Here is a 15,875-nt window from a genome sequence, read left to right as displayed (position 1 = left end):
TGCACAACCGGCATCTCGATCCACTTCCCGCCAAATCTCTTGCCTGCCCGGAAGTAGATTTGCCCGCGAATGGCGCGAATGCACGCTAATTAAAAACGCTAAGATGTTCCGTGTACCCGGTTCCCATTCGCGCTATTAGCGTGATTCGCGGGAAATAATCCTATCGGTCCACAACCGGCGTCTCGATCCACCTCCCGCCAAATCTCTTGTCTGCCTGAAAGTAGATTTGCCCGCGAATGCACGCTAATTAAGAACGCTAGGATGTTCCGTGTCCCCGGTTCCCATTCGCGCTATTAGCGTCATTCGCGGGAAATAATCCTATCGATCCACAACCGGCGTCTCGATCCACCTCCCGCCAAATCTCTTGTCTGCCTGAAAGTAGATTTGCCCGCGAATGCACGCTAATTAAGAACGCTAAGATGTTCCGTGTCCCCGGTTCCCATTCGCGCTATTAGCGTGATTCGCGGGCAATAATATGTGATCGGTCCACAACGGACGCCCCGATCCACGGCCTGACAAACCTATTGTTTGCCTGGTGGTAGGTTTGCCCACGAATCGCGCGAATGCACGCTAAATAGAAACATTGAGATGTCAAAGCGACTGTTTCCCATTCGCGCTATTGGCGTGATTCGCGGGCAATAATCTTATCAGTCCACAACGGGCGTCTTGATCCACAGCCTGCCAAACGTCTTGTGTGCTTAGCGGTAAGTTTGCCCGCGAATCACGCGAATGCACGCCAAATAAAAACATCCTGATGTTGAGAGGACCGGTTCCCATTCGCGCTATTCGCGTGATTCGCGGGAAAATTTCACCATGCTCTACCTAAAACGCGAGTCGTCAATCAACTTGTCCCCAAAGAACCTATTGGGATCTGACTTCTGTTTTTCGCGTGATTGGCGGGCAGAACTCTTCCTTCCGCTTTTGATTGGGGATACTTCCATGCCAGAGGATTTGATTTTCCGCGAGGAGTGCTACAAGATCATCGGCGCCTGCTTCGAAGTCTACAACGACAAAGGATGCGGCTTCCTGGAACCGGTCTACCAGGAGTGCTTGGAGATCGAACACGAGTATCAACAGATCCCGTTTGTCCCTCGCCAAGCTATCGGTCTGTCCTACCGCGGGATCGAACTAAAGCAGAAGTTCATCCCCGACTTCATCTGCTACGGCAAGATCATCGTGGAGATCAAAGCGGTCAGTCAGTTGATCGACGAACACCGCGCTCAAGTTATCAACTACTTGAACGCCAGCGGCTTCCAACTGGGGCTGCTAGTCAACTTCGCCAGCTATCCCAAGATCCAGTGGGAACGATTCGTTCACACCGCGAAATAGCGACACCCAGCTGCTGCATCGCCCCGCCGGATTCGTCGGTCGCCGCGTTTGCGGACGACCGAAATGGTGAACCAAATAAATGGCTGTCTAGTGCGATTCGAAGGCGAGTGGTTTCTGCCAGGTCTGCTTCAACGCGGGCCACTGCGATTCCATGACCGTTTCGTCGGCGTCGCGGATCGTCAGCGTTTCGCCTTCGACGACCGAGCCCAAGCGAGTCAGTGGCAACGAGGCAAAACAAGCTTCAAAGCTATCCGTCGCATCGCTCGCAACTTCGACTAGGAATCGCGAGTTCGACTCGCTGAACAGGACCACTTCGGGTGGCAGGCCATTTTGCGTCAGGTTGCCAATCTGCAGGTCGACTCCCAATTCGCCAGCGAAACACATCTCGGCAACTGCCGCTGCCAATCCACCTTCGCTGAGGTCGTGGCACGCGCGGACGCTGCCGCTGCCGATCGCTTGGTGCATCGCCGCGAAGATCGCTTTGGCTGTCTGCACTTCGACGGTCGGCACCTGGCCGCCGGACAGTTTGTTGACCAACGAGAAGTGCGATCCGCCCAATTCGTCTTTGGTTTCGCCGACCAGATAGATCGCGTTACCAGCCTGTTTCAGATCCATCGTAACGCACTTTGAAACGTCTTCGACCTGTCCCATGGCACTGATCAACAGGCTCGGCGGGATAGCAATCGTTTGACGGTTGCCGTCGTCGTCGTTGTAGCTGAATTCGTTGTTCAAGCTGTCTTTGCCGCTGATGAACGGCGTCCCCAACGCGATCGCCATGTCTTGGCAAGCGATCGCCGCACGGACCAATGACCCAAGCGTTTCGGGACGATCGGTGTAGCCCCAACAGAAGTTGTCGAGGATCGCAATCTTCGCCGGATCCGCTCCCACCGCGACGGCGTTTCGCATCGCTTCGTCGATCGCGCTGGCGGCCATGTGATAAGTATCGAAGTCGCCGAAGTGCGGGTTCATGCCGTTGCTGATCACGATCCCGCGGCGACTCTCGACTCGCGGCCGCACGACCGCGGCGTCGCCGGGACCATCGGCTTGCACACCAACCAACGGCTTGATCACGCTGCCACCTTGGACTTCGTGATCGTATTGGCGGATGATCCATTCCTTGCTGGCGACGTTCAGCGCGGCCAAAATCTTTCGCAGCGTCTCATCGTGGTCGGCGGGAACCGTTCCCTCCAACGGGCAGACTTGCGGAGCTTGATAGATCGCATCGCGAACGATCGGCGGTCGGCCGTCGTGCAGGAAGTGCATAGTGACTTCGCCGACCAAATTCTCGCCGTACTTTAGTCGCAGGTTGCCGGTCGCTTCGAACTTTCCGATCCGCGTGACTTCGACCCCTTCGCTTTCGCACAACTGCTGCAAGCGATCCCACTGGTCGGGCGAAACTGACAGCACCATTCGCTCTTGCGCTTCGCTGATCCAGATCTCAGTGTAAGAGAGTCCGTCGTATTTGAGCGGACACTTGTCCAACCAAACCTCCGCACCAATCTTTTCGCCCATCTCGCCGACAGCACTACTGAAACCGCCCGCACCGCAATCGGTCACGGCGTTGTAGAGTCCTTCGTCGCGAGCCTGCAGCAGAACGTCGGCGACCATCTTTTCGGTGATCGCATTGCCGATCTGAACCGCACCACCGGAAAGCGATTCGCTCTCGCTGGTCAATTCCGCACTGCTGAACGTCGCGCCGTGGATCCCGTCGCGGCCGGTCCGGCCTCCCATTGCCACGATATAATCGCCCGGCAACGCTTCTTTAAAACATTTGTCGACAGGCAGCAGGCCGACGTTGCCGGCATAGACCAGCGGATTGCCGAGGTAACGCGGGTCGAAATAGACCGCGCCGTTGACCGTCGGGATTCCCATCCGGTTGCCATAGTCGCGGACGCCCGAGACGACACCTTTCATCACGCGGCGGGGATGCAGGACGCCAGCGGGGAGATCTTCGGGAGCGGTTTCTGGCGGAGCGAAGCAGAAGACGTCGGTGTTGCAAATCGGCTTGGCTCCCATCCCGGTCCCCAGCGGATCGCGGATCACGCCGCCGATGCCCGTGTTTGCTCCACCGTAAGGTTCCAGCGCCGAGGGATGGTTGTGCGTTTCGACTTTGAAACAGATGTTGTATTCGTCGTCGAAGGTGACGACGCCGGCGTTGTCTTCGAACACGCTGACGCACCAATCGTCGTCGCCCAGCGATTTGCGAATCGTCTGCGTCGCGGCAAAGATCGTCTCTTTAAGCATGTTCTCAAAACGACGCTCGCCGTTTTCGTCGCGGTAAGCGATCCGGCCCGCCAGCGTTTTGTGGCTGCAGTGCTCGCTCCAGGTCTGCGCGACCGATTCCAGTTCGATATCGGTCGGCTCGCGATCCAAGTCGCGGAAGTGCTTTTGGATCGTCTGCATCTCGACAAGCGTCAGATACAGTTGGCCTTCTTTGCTCAGGCGTTCCAACGCAGCATCGTCCAAGTCGCGGATGGCGACATGTTGCAATTCAAACTCGTAAGCCGAACCGATTTGCAGCCGGTCCAATTGCAACGGACCGACGATGACTTGTTCGATCGAATCGTTCGAGAGCGCTCGCTTGCATATCTGATCGAGCTGTTGCGGCGGTAGTTCGGGCAACCAGTACTTCCGCACCGTCCGCACGCCTTCGACTTGCCAACCGCCGTCGCGGATCGCCGCGATCGTACTTTGTGCGACTGGATCCATCACGCCCGGCTTGGCCATGACATGGACCAAGGTCTTGTTGGCGTTGGGGGAAGCGAGCAGTTTTTCGCTGCCAACGGTGGCGATCACCGATCGCTGCGTGACTGGATCGACGAGATAATTGGCAGCGATCGCGGAGACCGCATCGGCGTCCAAATCACCTTCGACCAGGAAGCTCTTGGACATCGCAACGTCCAAGTGGTCGGCCAGGCGAAGTTCGAAGATCTCTTCGGCGATTCGCGCCCCATCGCGGTCGACCGTGCCTTCGCTGGGATAAATATCGATTTGCCAGAGGGTCATGAGCTGCCTTCAATCGTCGAAAACCGGTGCCGCAAAAAGTGAACGAATCGTTCACAAATTTCGCAAACCTAGCCCTCGACGTGAAGGGGGCGTTGACAGCATTAGCCGCCGAAGCCCAGGGCCCCAGCGTACAGGCTGCGCTTGCTCGACCGTGGAACCGCGATCGGGTGCGGATTCAGGTCAAAAGGAATCCCGGCAATGTGGTTGGCGGCCAGTTGCGTGCCATGAGAGGCTTGCTGGATCGATTTGCCCGCCGAATACCGCTGCATCGTCTGCAAAATCTCAGGAGCGTAGCGAAATTCGCCGCCGGGAACCTCTTCGCCCAGGCGATCGAATTCACCTACGGTCACGATGCTGCGATAGCGATCGTGGAACTCGTACGCCTCGACGCCCTTGGCTCGCAGAGCGACCACCATCTTGTGCGCCTGTTCAGCACCCTTGTTCAATCGATTCGGATTGGGGACCAGTTTCGATGCTCCCGCACCGTTGCCAAAGTCGGTGGTGGCGTTGCCGCCGAAGGAACGGACGACGACGGTGAACTTGCCAGGATTGTCCAACAAGCTGTGCTCGACGTCTTCGTTCATGCTGCGAACAAACGCATCGACGACCGGTGCGTTGAAGAATTCATCGGGTAGCAGCGGGTTTTTGGAGACGAAAGCCATGGCCATCGGGCCCTTCTGACGATTCTCCTCTCCCTTGCTGAACAGCTTCGCTTGCAGCTGGCGGAAGGCGGCGAAGCGTTGGCTGGTCTTGCCGGTCTTCGAAAAATCGAGCGACTTCGGCTGGGCATGCTTGATCAGGTCCAGCGTCTTTTCAAGCGATGGGTTTTGCAGCGAGTCGAACTCGCCGACCAATACCGCATACGAATCGTATTTGCGTCCGTTCAGGTGACGCATCTTGACCGGTTGGGGCCCCGATCCCATCAGCGGGCGGGTGTAATCGTAATTTTCTTGGTGGATGTATGCAGGCAAGTTGTAGTCCTGCCGCAGTTCCATCACCAAATCGGAGGCCTGCTCTCTACCCTGTTCGCCGCCGAAACAGGCAGCCAGGATCAACCAGGGACCGTTCTCTTCGCTCAATACGTATTCCACATTCGGATCGGCTTCGACCGTCCGACGCGTGAACATATTAAGGAACGATGGAGGCGCGGCGGCGGCGATGCCGCTGCCAGCAATCAACATTACCACGGTGATCGATCGTAAAAGTTGTTGTTTTACCCACTGCCCGCGTGTCATTCTGTTCTCCACCTTGGGAAACGTCGGTTCTGGTCGTCGAATTCGCTGGGACCGTATCAAAACGATCCGTCCGCCGAAAAGACCGAATCGCACGAATCGCGTTTGCTGAGACGGCTACTTCTTCAGCAACTACGATGGAAAAGCCCCCCAAGGTGACGGGAGCCTCGCGAGCGGATATCCTGCCTAGCTCCCACGCTGCCATAACCGCCCAACTTCACACCAACGTTTCGCAAACTCTATGAACAAACGTTTTTGCTTCCGCCCGGGACTGCTCTGCCAAGCGATTCTGCTTACCCAGTTTTTTTCGCTCGCCGCCAGCGCCGGCGGCGAAGAAAGTAAATCAAAAGAGCCAGCGGGCCGTCCTCCGCTGCGAGCTCTTCTGATCGCCGGCGGTTGCTGCCACGATTACGCCGGTCAACAAGCGGTGATCGCCAAAGAGATCTCGGCCCGCGCGAACGTTCGTGTCGACGTCTACTGGACCGACGACAAGACCGTCACGCCGCCGTTCCCGCTGTTCGAACGATTGGACTGGGCCGATGGTTACGACGTGATCATCCACGACGAATGCGCCGCGGGGATCCGAGACCAAGCGATCGTCAACCGGATCCTGCAGGTGCATCAAAAGATCCCGGCGGTTCATCTGCATTGTGCCATGCACAGCTTCCGCACCGGCGGCGACGCCTGGTTCCGGCACCTGGGACTGCAATCGAATTCGCACGGCCCACAGAAACCAATCGCAGTCCGATACGTCGACCCGCAGCATCCGATCACCAGGACGCTGACCGATTGGACGACGATCAACGAAGAGCTGTACAACAACGTCAAAGTCTTCGACGCCAAACCGCTGGCGATGGGCAAACAGGTCGTTGGCAAGGACGGCAAAGAAGAAGTGGTCGATGCGATCGTCGCCTGGACGACCGAACGAGATGGCATCCGCGGCTTCAGCACCACGCTGGGACACAACACCGCCACGGTCGCCGATGAAAAATACATGGACCTCATAACTCGCGGTTTACTGTGGGCTTGCGATCGGTTGACCGAAGAAGATTTGCAGCCTTACAGCGGACCGAACAAGGTCACGTTCATCGATTCCAAGCTGCGTCCATCCAGCGACGGGCCTGCCGATGTGATGCCCAACGATGCGACGTTGGTGCGGATGAGTTCTTCGAGCACGCAGACCGGGCACCCGTTGGCGCATGCCATCGACGGTTCGGATCAGACGCGGTGGTGTGCCGCCAATGGTAGTTATCCCCAGTGGATTCAATTCGAATTCGAACAGCCGCGAGCGGTCGCGCAGATCGGATTGAAGTGGGAATCCAATCACATCTATCGATACCGCGTCGAGGGATCGAACGACGCCAAAACATGGACGATGCTGTTGGATCAAACCGACAATCAAAACCGGGAGGACGGGCCGCACGAGATCGCCCAACCGAAGGCGTTCAAATTTCTGCGGCTAACGGGAGTTGGTTGTTCCAGCGGCGGCAACTGGTGCAGCATCCGCGAGATCCGGTTGAACGGGGAAGGGATCAACGCGTTGTGGCCCGCCGATCCCGATGGGGAACCGCAGGCGTTCAAACCTCTCGCGGCAGAACTTTACACATCCTTCGGAAACTCACCGCCCGAGATCCGGCCCCTTTCGCCCGAGCGGGAGGCGGAGATTCTCAAGGACGTCAGGGTGGCCGATGGCTTTGAAGCGACCATTTTCGCCGCTCCGCCGGCCGTCAATTATCCCGTCTTCGTCGCCGCGGCACCTGAAGGAACGTTGTACGTCAGTTCCGATGGCAACGGTTCGCTGGGACGCGATCCCGAACGGGGCCGCGTGATCCGGTTGCGCGATCTCGATGGCGACGGTCGCGCCGACGAAACGAAGACGTTCTGCACCGTCGACGCGCCGCGCGGGCTCGTCTGGGATCGCGACCGTTTGTATCTGATGCACCCGCCGCATTTGAGTGAGTTCATCGATCACGACCTCGATGGGATCGCCGATGAGCAAAACATATTGGTCCGCGACTTGGCGTTTGGTTACGACAAACGCCCCGCCGATCACACAACCAACGGTGTCAGTCTGGGGGCCGACGGATGGTTGTACATCGCCGGCGGAGATTTTGGATTTATGAACGCCGTCGGTCGCGATGGTCGCAAGCTGCAACATCGCGGTGGCGGCGTGATCCGCGTCCGCACCGATGGGACCGGATTGGAAGTTTATTCGACCGGCACGCGGAATATCTTGGAGGTGGCGATCAGTCCGCGGATGGATCTGTTCGCTCGCGACAACACCAACGATGGTGGCGGTTGGGATGTGCGACTGCATCACTTCACCGGGATGGACGACCACGGGTACCCGCGTTTGTACAAGAACTTCGCTGACGAGTGCGTTGCGCCGCTGGCCGATTACGGTGGCGGTTCGGGATGTGGCGCGGTCTATCTGGACGAACCTGGCTTTGGCCAATGGAACGACGCTCCGCTGACTGCCGACTGGGGAACCGGTGGCTTGTATCGACACACGGTGGAGCCCAAAGGATCAACCTTTGTCGAAACCGCTCCGCCCAAACCGATCGTAAAAATGACTCGCCCGACCGACGCCGACGTCGATGGAAACAGCGGTCTGTATGTCGCTAGCTGGCGTGGGGCAACGTTTAAATGGGAAGGACCCAATGTCGGCTACATCGTTCGCGTGACGCCGAAGGATTTCCAGCCCGAGCCGATGATCGACTTTGCCAAAGCTTCGGACGAAGACCTTGTCGCTGCACTGGAATCGACCAGCTACCGTCGCCGGATCGCGGCACAGCGGGAACTGAAGCATCGCAATCATCCCGCCGCGGAAAAGTTGTTGGCCGACGCCAAGCAGGCGCGCTCGAGCGACCGGAACCTTGTCGAACACTTGCAGACCGACGCCAGCGACGACGAACTGATCAAGGCTCTCGCTTCGACCGACCCGGTGGTCGTGCATGTCGCCATCCGCACGTTGGCTCATCGCGGCAGCAGCGAGGTCTGCTGGCGAGCGATCGACGGCGACAAGCTTGCCGCCGACGCAGCCTTTCGCGCCCTGGCGATGATGCATTCGCCCGACGTTGTCGACAGTTTGATCGAATGTTTGGCGAAAGCCGACGCGACCGCGGATCGCCGGGCGATCCTGGCAACCCTGTGCCGATTGCATTTCCACGAAGGCGTTTGGAACGGGCAATCGTGGGGAACGCGGCCCGATACGCGCGGGCCGTATTATCAACCCGAACCGTGGGAAGCGACGCCTAGGATCGCCGCAACCTTAAAAGCAGAACTGGCGAAGGCTTCTGGAGACGAAGCGGCTTGGTTGGTGCAGACGATGACTGCCAATCGGATCGAATCGACCGAAGCGCTCGACCGACTGTTGCAACTGGCCGCCAGCGACCCCAGCCTGATCTCAACGGCAGTGACTCAATTGGCCGCCGCCAGAGATGTCTCGCCGGCCGGGTTGGCACTGTTAACTCGAGCGGCCAATTCATCGGAGACTTCTCCCGCCACGTTGGCTGAAGCAGTCGCGGCGCTCACGAAAGTCGAAGGGCCCGACGCGGTCGCCGCGATTGTGACCGCGATGGATTCGCTGAGCAAAGTCTCGGGAGCCCGCGACCCGCTGAAGTCGGCGACGGCGGCGTTTCTGAAGTCGCCGAAGCTGGATCAATATGCCGCGGCTTTGGTCGCATTGGCGAACGATCCGGCGCGGCAAGCGAGTCTGTGGGCCGATGCCGGCCTAATCGCATTGGCGGAGCAGAAGGATCGCAGTCCTGAGACGCGCGAGGTCGCCCGCGAAGCGATCGACAGCGTTTGGGTGAAGGCCAGCGACCGAGCCGCGCGGTTGATCCGAGCCGCCGCGGCAACGGACAGCCATCTGTTGGACGAACAGATTTTGGCTTCGATCAATGCTTCGGATGCACCGCTGGCGGAAGCTGCCAAGGCGGCGGCGAAGCGGTTGAAACTGAAACCGCGGCCGGCCGATATGTCGCCGAAAGTGAGCTCGTTGGCGATCGAAGCGGCGTTGCAACAAGCGGTTGCGAAACCGGGAGATGTCAGCTGGGGCAAGCAGGTCTTCGCCAAAGCCAACTGCACCGCATGCCACACGATCAGCAAAGACGAACCTCAGAAGGGGCCGTTCCTGGGGAATATCGCTCGCACCTACAAGCGTCCCGAACTGGCCGCGGCGATCTTGCAGCCGAGCAAGACGATCGCTCAAGGCTTCGTGACCAACGTGATCGTGACGCTCGACGGCGACACGTCAACCGGTTTTGTGACCAACGAGCAGAGCGACCGCGTGACGTTGCGCGACCATCAGGCCAAGGAGTACACGGTCATGAAGGACGACATCGAGATCCGCAAAACGCTGCCGACCTCGGTGATGCCCGACGGCCTGATGAACACCTACAGCGTGCACGATCTCGCATCGCTGTTGGACTATCTGCAATCACTCAGCGAGTGATCGCGGGAAAGTGTTCAGCTGGACGATCGACTTAGAATCGGAATTCCAGCTGCGAGGTCAAGCCGACAAACGCTATCGATTCGTCGACGTCAACGTAGCTGCCGCTGCGAACCGCGTCGACGTACGATCGTGTGCTCAAGGCGTTATACCAACACGTCGCGGTGTAGCCGGCGGTGGCGCGGATGCACCCCGAATCGCTCTGCCAGCCCACGCCTAGTCCGGCTTCCAAGACGGGCGTGATCCGGAAGTCTTCGTATTGGTTTGCGACGACGCCGCCACCAAATTGATTCGCTTGGCGGTAGGTGCCGGTCCATTCGCCTCCCAAGAACGACGCTACGCCTTTGGTGTAACACAACATGCCGGTCTTGCAGCTGCGGCGTTCCGCATCGATTCCCATCAGCAAGCCAAAGCCGTTGAAGTCGATATCGGTGTCGACCGTGACCAAGCCGGTTGCTACCGAAATGTCCTGTTGAGCCAACAGCCCCTGTTCCATCTGGCCGTATCGAAAACCGCCCGACCAATTGAAGATCGTCGTGTCGGTGCAGAACAGTTTGTGGCGATAGATGCCATCGATCTGGTCGAAGCTGATGCTGCTCGACGCACTCGATCGCAAGCTGTTGCCGCCAGTGGTCAAGGTGCTCGGATGAATGATCTGCGAGTTCAAGACATTGGTGCCGTTGCGGGCGATACTGTCCTGCGTGTCACCTTCCCAGTGCGTGTACGCGACAACCAAGCTGGTCGTATAAGTGTTCGCTAGCATGGCACCGACGCGAAAGCCGGCGGAGAAGTCGACGGCTGTCGTCCCGATCGGTCCGGTCGGAAACGCGCCCGCCGTCGTGTCGTTCTGTTCGATCGCATAGACAGTATCGGTGTCGCCCGGTCGCAGGTACAGAAACTCGCCGAACACGCCGGTGCGGTGAGCCCACCATGGAGGTGTGCATAGCGCGTCGGCGAATCCGTCGTCGCATGGAGATGTTTGACAGATATCACAGTTGTCGCAATTCCCATCGCAACACATCGAATTGAATCCGACCTGTTGGATCTCGCCCGCATCGTCGATCGCGCTGGCAATCGGCAGGACATCGTGATTCTGAAAAACCTCTTGAGCTTGGGCCGCGTGAATTGACAGCACCCCGCTGCACAATAATGCGAGTCCCTTTAATAGGTTCCGTATCCCCATAGCTCTGCTTCCTTCTTGTCGTAACGAAACGCCCCGATGCCCCCCTCGATCCGGGGGCGTTGCTGAAAGTCGAGCGTTCAGGCAAACGAAATGATCCGAGTAATTGATACAAGTCATCGACATCGGATAAGCCTGACCAGCAAAAACGATCGCGGAAGCGTCAATCGCGACGTACTCTGCCCATCCTTCCAACCAATGGAGGGGCGAACGACAAAACATTCACTAAACTCTGATTTTCGTGCGGTTTACGTTCCTTGTCGGGGCTCAAAAATTTAATGTTTGTTTGCTGGACTTTGATTCACCATTGTGAGACAATTCCGTTACTAGGGACTGAAAACACACCCCCAAAATTCTTATCTTGATATCAGAGGAGTGGAGACATGGCGCAGCGTCAACGGTTAGGTTTTACATTGGTCGAGCTGTTGGTGGTGATCGCCATCATCGGGATCCTGATGGGATTGTTGGTTCCCGCGGTCCAACGAGCCCGGGAAACCGCTCGTAAGACGCAATGTGCCAACAACATCCGCAACCTCGGTCTGGCAGCGATCCAATACGAAATGCGAAAGGGTAAATTCCCTGGATACATGCAACATTACGGCGATTACGCCAGTGGCGATCCGCTGATCACTGACGTTACGCCTGGTGCCCACGCAAAATTCGGCACCTGGGCCGTTGCGTTGCTGGCCGATCTCGATAACCAACCGGTATACGAATTTTGGACCGTCAACAAATATTCGTTGCTTTCCACCGACTCCGCACACTCATCGCCGGATGGCTATGACAGCCGGAAGATCCCAAACATGGAAATCTTCCAATGCCCTAGCGATATCGCCAATTCGAATGAAGAGTACGGCAAGAACAGCTACGTCAGCAATAACGGCACGTTTGCAGCAGCAGGCTTCCCAACCGCGGGACTGCCGACTCCTGAGATTCCAGCCAACGGCATTTTCAATCTGAATGCTCAACCAACTGACGCAACCGGCGTAACGGGCGTAGCATGGAGCGATGGGCTTGCAAACGGCCCAAAGGTTCGAATGGAAAACATTCGGGACTCCAAGGCGCAAACCATGCTGTTTTCGGAAAACGTCCAAGCGCGTCAATGGTATTGGGTTAGCTCCGCACCGTCCACCACTTTGGTTACAGGTGGACTCAACGGTATCAGTGCGGGAGCTGTCGAAGCGAGCACCGGAGCGTTGTGGTGGTATGCCGACTCGCAAGGCGCTGGTGGCGCCTCTGCTCCAGCAGACGTGGTCAAGATAAATGGCGGTGACATTTACACCGAAACACTGGCTTCTGGCGCACTCCAACTGCGTGCCCGCCCGAGTTCGTTCCACACAGGTGGAGCGAACGCTGCGTTCGCCGATGGCGGTATGCGATTCATCAACGACGAGATCGACTACCGCGTCTACCAAGCGATGATGACCCCTTATGGGAAGGGCTCGGACGTACCATTTCCAGAATACGTCCTTTCGGACGAAGACATGTAATCGCTAGCGATCTTTGCCAGCAATTTGAAACGAACTACCCAGGTGTCGCAGCCTGGGTTTTTTTATTTAGTGAAAACCTGGACACCTGTAAACGTTGGCGCAACACGCCTCCCAACTGTCGCAAAGAACGCAGCGGACAACGCGTCCCCATTAACAGCACCCTGCCGGACGATCGAAGCCCCCCCGACCAAACCCGCCAAATGCAGCTGACAACTCCTGCCAGCGAGCCTGCTGCCGCCTCCGATCGCTTACAACTTGACGCGATGCGTTGGCGTCGGACGCCCCGGACGGAAACTCTCCAGCTGCTGAACGTCGGCGGACGCATCGAACAGCTTGGCCGTTGCGGCCACGGCTTCGTTGACGAGCGTGCTCAGTTGCTCTGGAGCCAGACGGACGCGAGCGTTGATGATCGCCGTCACCTTGGCGGCGCCAGCTTCACTGGAGACCGACAGCACGGTCGACGAATCGCTGTCTATTAGATTGGCGACGCTAACGTCGTCACCACCGCTGCACAACACCTTCAAATGCCCCGGCTCGGCACCGACCTGCGACAAGCTGCGCCGCAGATGTTCAACCAGCTCGACAGCCACGCGATCCAGCGGAATCGATGCTGTACTCTCCAGCGTCGCCGTAGCGTTTAACCAACCGAGCTCTGCTTCGCCATCGGCGTAGACGTCGTAATCGACTTCCATCGTCGCGTCGCGGGGTGAAGCGAGTTGCTGAAACGCATGGTGCAAAGAATCGAGGTTTTCGCCCGTCTTGGCCGAGATGCAAATCACCTGCCGGCCCGGATACTGTTGATCGACGAGCCGCTTCAGCTCTTCGACTTCGCTCGCCGACAACTCGTCGATGCGATTCAACAGAATGATCTCCGACTCCTCCAGCTGCTTGCGGAAGATGTATTCGGCCTTCTCCGAGAACCCGCCTCCGGTTCCCGATAAGATCTTCAGCCCATGTTTCGGTTTGAGAATCACTGCGTACGGGCTGTGAACAAACTTTTCGCCCAACTGCTCCATCATCGGAATCGCGATCGTTGCGATCAGATCGGTACAGCTGCCGACCGGTTCAGCAAGGATCACATCGGGGCGACGCCGCGATTCGAATTCGTCCATCGCGTCGGTCAGTCCATCGAAGTTGCAGCAGAAGCAGGAACCGGCAACCTCGTTGACTTCGAACCCCTGACTCTTCAGCAACTCCGTATCGACCAGCCCCGCGGCTTGATCGTTGGTCACGATACAAACGTGTTTGCCGTCGGCTTGAAATCGTTTGGCAAGCTGTTGGATCAGCGTCGTCTTGCCGGCGCCAAGAAAGCCGCCGATCATGATGAAACGGATAGGAGCGGACATCGGCAACAAACCTTGAAGATGGTAGCGAGGGAAGGATTTTTTAACGGGGTGCGAAACTGGAAGGTTCGCGGGCGGGCGCTGCAAGCGACCAGATCAGCGAAGAAAAAGGCGGGAGCAAACAGCTCGAGCCAGCGATACTATTACTGCCAGCAGCAGCCGAGCGTGGCATCGTGGAGAGTCGGCATTGGTTCGGGTTCCAGCAATTTGAGCAGCGCAGTCCGGGGGGGGCAGCATCGGACATGCTAACATTCTTACTATCGTCAGAATGAAAGTCAATCATCGCCCGCCATCAAGTCCGCGCAATCGGCCCCATGTCCAACTTGCAACAGCCGAAATCCAACGCCCCTCGCCGCGCCTTCGACTTGCCCCCCAGCACCTGCTTGTTCAACGAATAATAGATGAACTTCCCCTCTCGCTCGGTCGTGACGAGATCGGCGTGATAGAGCACGCGTAGATGATGCGAGACAGTGCCGATTTCCTGATCCAACGCCAACGCCAAATCGGAAACGCTCAGCGGTCCGTTCTGCAATGCCCGGATGATCTGCAGTCGCAACGAATCGGCCAAAGCCTTCAAATAGACCGCGCATCGCGTTTCGTCATCGAGATTTGGATCTGACATAACCCACTCCGGCAAAAGGAATCGAATCGCGCTGCCTGCGCAACGACATTCAGAATAGCAACTGCAGTAGCCCCCAGCGACCTCCCGCGCACGCCAGGGCAAATCGCTGCTTGAATTTAAGCTACCAGCCGCCACCAAAAACGAACCTTCGCAAGAAGGTCAGAATGTATTTGTCCTCCGCCTGCAACGCCGGCAACGGTTGCAAACTGCACAGTGATCGCAAATCGAACGATCACTGTTGGTATCCGCGAGAAGTGCGCGGCGTTCAGTCCAGCAATCGATCGAGACAGCAGCTTTGCTATCGGCAGCACTCCAGTGGGGTAGCACCGAATAACCGCATCCGACTTCGCCAATTGTCCACCAAACGATCGACTGCCGGAACATCTTTGCGCCGTCGCACAGCCTTGCCCTGGCGGTTCCAATGCAACCACCCGTTATCTTGTGGCTACGGATCGGTTGATCCCCCGAACTGCGAGGATAACGTCGAAGGAAAATTCGCGCGCAGCACCTCAGCAAATCGCCGGACGATCCCCCACCCAAAGAACGCCCTCAATCGCGCGCTCACAACGAAAAAATGGCGGCTGACGCAGGCAACTGAGACTCACTTTCAAGACGGCAAAATATATTGAAAAACCAGCGTAGAACGCCATTTTCTGGTCTTCTTCTCCGCCTGTTATCTCGATAGGCTTCAAGTGGATAGTTAGAAGACTACAGACTGCCTCCCAGCTTAAATAGGAGCCTCATCATGGCAAGCCAAGAACTCATCGCGCACCTGAACGAAATCCTGAAACACGAGTGGACCGGCGTAGCCCAATACTCGCAAGCCGCTTTCATCATCGAAGGTGTGTGGCGCGAAGTTTACGCCGAACGTTTCCTCGGCGACGCAAAAGAATCGTTTGGACACGCGCAATTGATCGGCGACAAGATCGTCGCTCTCGGCGGTGTCCCCGTCGCGACTCGCAACGAGATTCAACAATCGCGCGACCTGCAAGAGGTTTTGCAGTTCAGCCTTGAATTCGAATCCAAAGCTGTCGACATGTACGAAAAAGCACTCGACCTCGCCGAAGGAAATCGCCCGCTGGTAATCTTCCTCGAAGACATCCTCAACGACGAACAAGAGGGCGTCGACGAATACACCAAGCTGCTGCGAAATTCAACAGCCGCCGGTGCCGCTGCGACCCACTCGGCTAAGAAGTCGGGCTAAGCAGGACGCTGCCGAA

9 protein-coding genes are annotated in these 15,875 nt (G+C 57.6%); 4 read left to right on the top strand and 5 right to left on the bottom strand.

The annotated features are described in order from the left end of the window. Positions 1–939: 939 nt before the first annotated feature. Positions 940–1,329: a GxxExxY protein gene (locus tag CA51_RS09055; RefSeq protein WP_145119813.1), complete on the top strand. Its 390-nt coding sequence runs from the start codon at positions 940–942 to the stop codon at positions 1,327–1,329. A gap of 87 nt (positions 1,330–1,416) precedes the next feature. Here CA51_RS09055 and purL read toward each other — a convergent pair whose 3' ends face one another. Both purL and CA51_RS09045 read right to left on the bottom strand, forming a co-directional pair. Beyond that, positions 1,417–4,335, bottom strand: coding sequence for a phosphoribosylformylglycinamidine synthase subunit PurL (gene purL / locus CA51_RS09050; protein ID WP_145119811.1), 2,919 nt, complete (start codon positions 4,333–4,335; stop codon positions 1,417–1,419). Between the two features lie 101 nt (positions 4,336–4,436). After that, a complete protein-coding gene (locus CA51_RS09045) occupies positions 4,437–5,522 on the bottom strand; it encodes a hypothetical protein (protein WP_145119809.1) in 1,086 nt (361 codons plus the stop codon). A 286-nt stretch (positions 5,523–5,808) separates the two neighbouring features. Here CA51_RS09045 and CA51_RS09040 point away from each other — a divergent pair, with 286 nt between their 5' ends. Beyond that, the gene (locus CA51_RS09040) at positions 5,809–10,023 is read left to right on the top strand and encodes a DUF7133 domain-containing protein (protein WP_145119807.1); all 4,215 of its coding nucleotides are present in this window, start codon (positions 5,809–5,811) and stop codon (positions 10,021–10,023) included. A gap of 31 nt (positions 10,024–10,054) precedes the next feature. On the opposite strand, the gene CA51_RS09035 is transcribed toward CA51_RS09040, so the two are convergent. Beyond that, entirely contained in the window at positions 10,055–11,203 is a 1,149-nt protein-coding gene (locus tag CA51_RS09035; RefSeq protein WP_145119805.1) for an Lpg1974 family pore-forming outer membrane protein, read from the bottom strand. Positions 11,204–11,583: 380 nt separating this feature from the next. Between CA51_RS09035 and CA51_RS09030 the strand changes: the two genes are divergently transcribed. Further along, entirely contained in the window at positions 11,584–12,690 is a 1,107-nt protein-coding gene (locus tag CA51_RS09030; protein WP_145119803.1) for a DUF1559 family PulG-like putative transporter, read from the top strand. A gap of 248 nt (positions 12,691–12,938) precedes the next feature. Here CA51_RS09030 and CA51_RS09025 read toward each other — a convergent pair whose 3' ends face one another. Both CA51_RS09025 and CA51_RS09020 read right to left on the bottom strand, forming a co-directional pair. Then, positions 12,939–14,036 (bottom strand): CobW-like GTP-binding protein, encoded by a 1,098-nt coding sequence (locus CA51_RS09025; protein WP_231746084.1) that lies wholly within the window; start codon positions 14,034–14,036, stop codon positions 12,939–12,941. Positions 14,037–14,325: 289 nt separating this feature from the next. Continuing rightward, entirely contained in the window at positions 14,326–14,655 is a 330-nt protein-coding gene (locus CA51_RS09020) for an ArsR/SmtB family transcription factor (protein WP_145119801.1), read from the bottom strand. A 745-nt stretch (positions 14,656–15,400) separates the two neighbouring features. Between CA51_RS09020 and CA51_RS09015 the strand changes: the two genes are divergently transcribed. After that, a complete protein-coding gene (locus CA51_RS09015) occupies positions 15,401–15,859 on the top strand; it encodes a ferritin-like domain-containing protein (RefSeq protein WP_145119799.1) in 459 nt (152 codons plus the stop codon). The last annotated feature ends 16 nt before the right edge of the window (positions 15,860–15,875 follow it).

The organism is Rosistilla oblonga, from assembly GCF_007751715.1.
Lineage (GTDB): Bacteria > Planctomycetota > Planctomycetia > Pirellulales > Pirellulaceae > Rosistilla > Rosistilla oblonga.
Note: the sequence above shows the minus strand (reverse complement) of the source record. Positions and strands in the feature narration are given on the sequence as shown.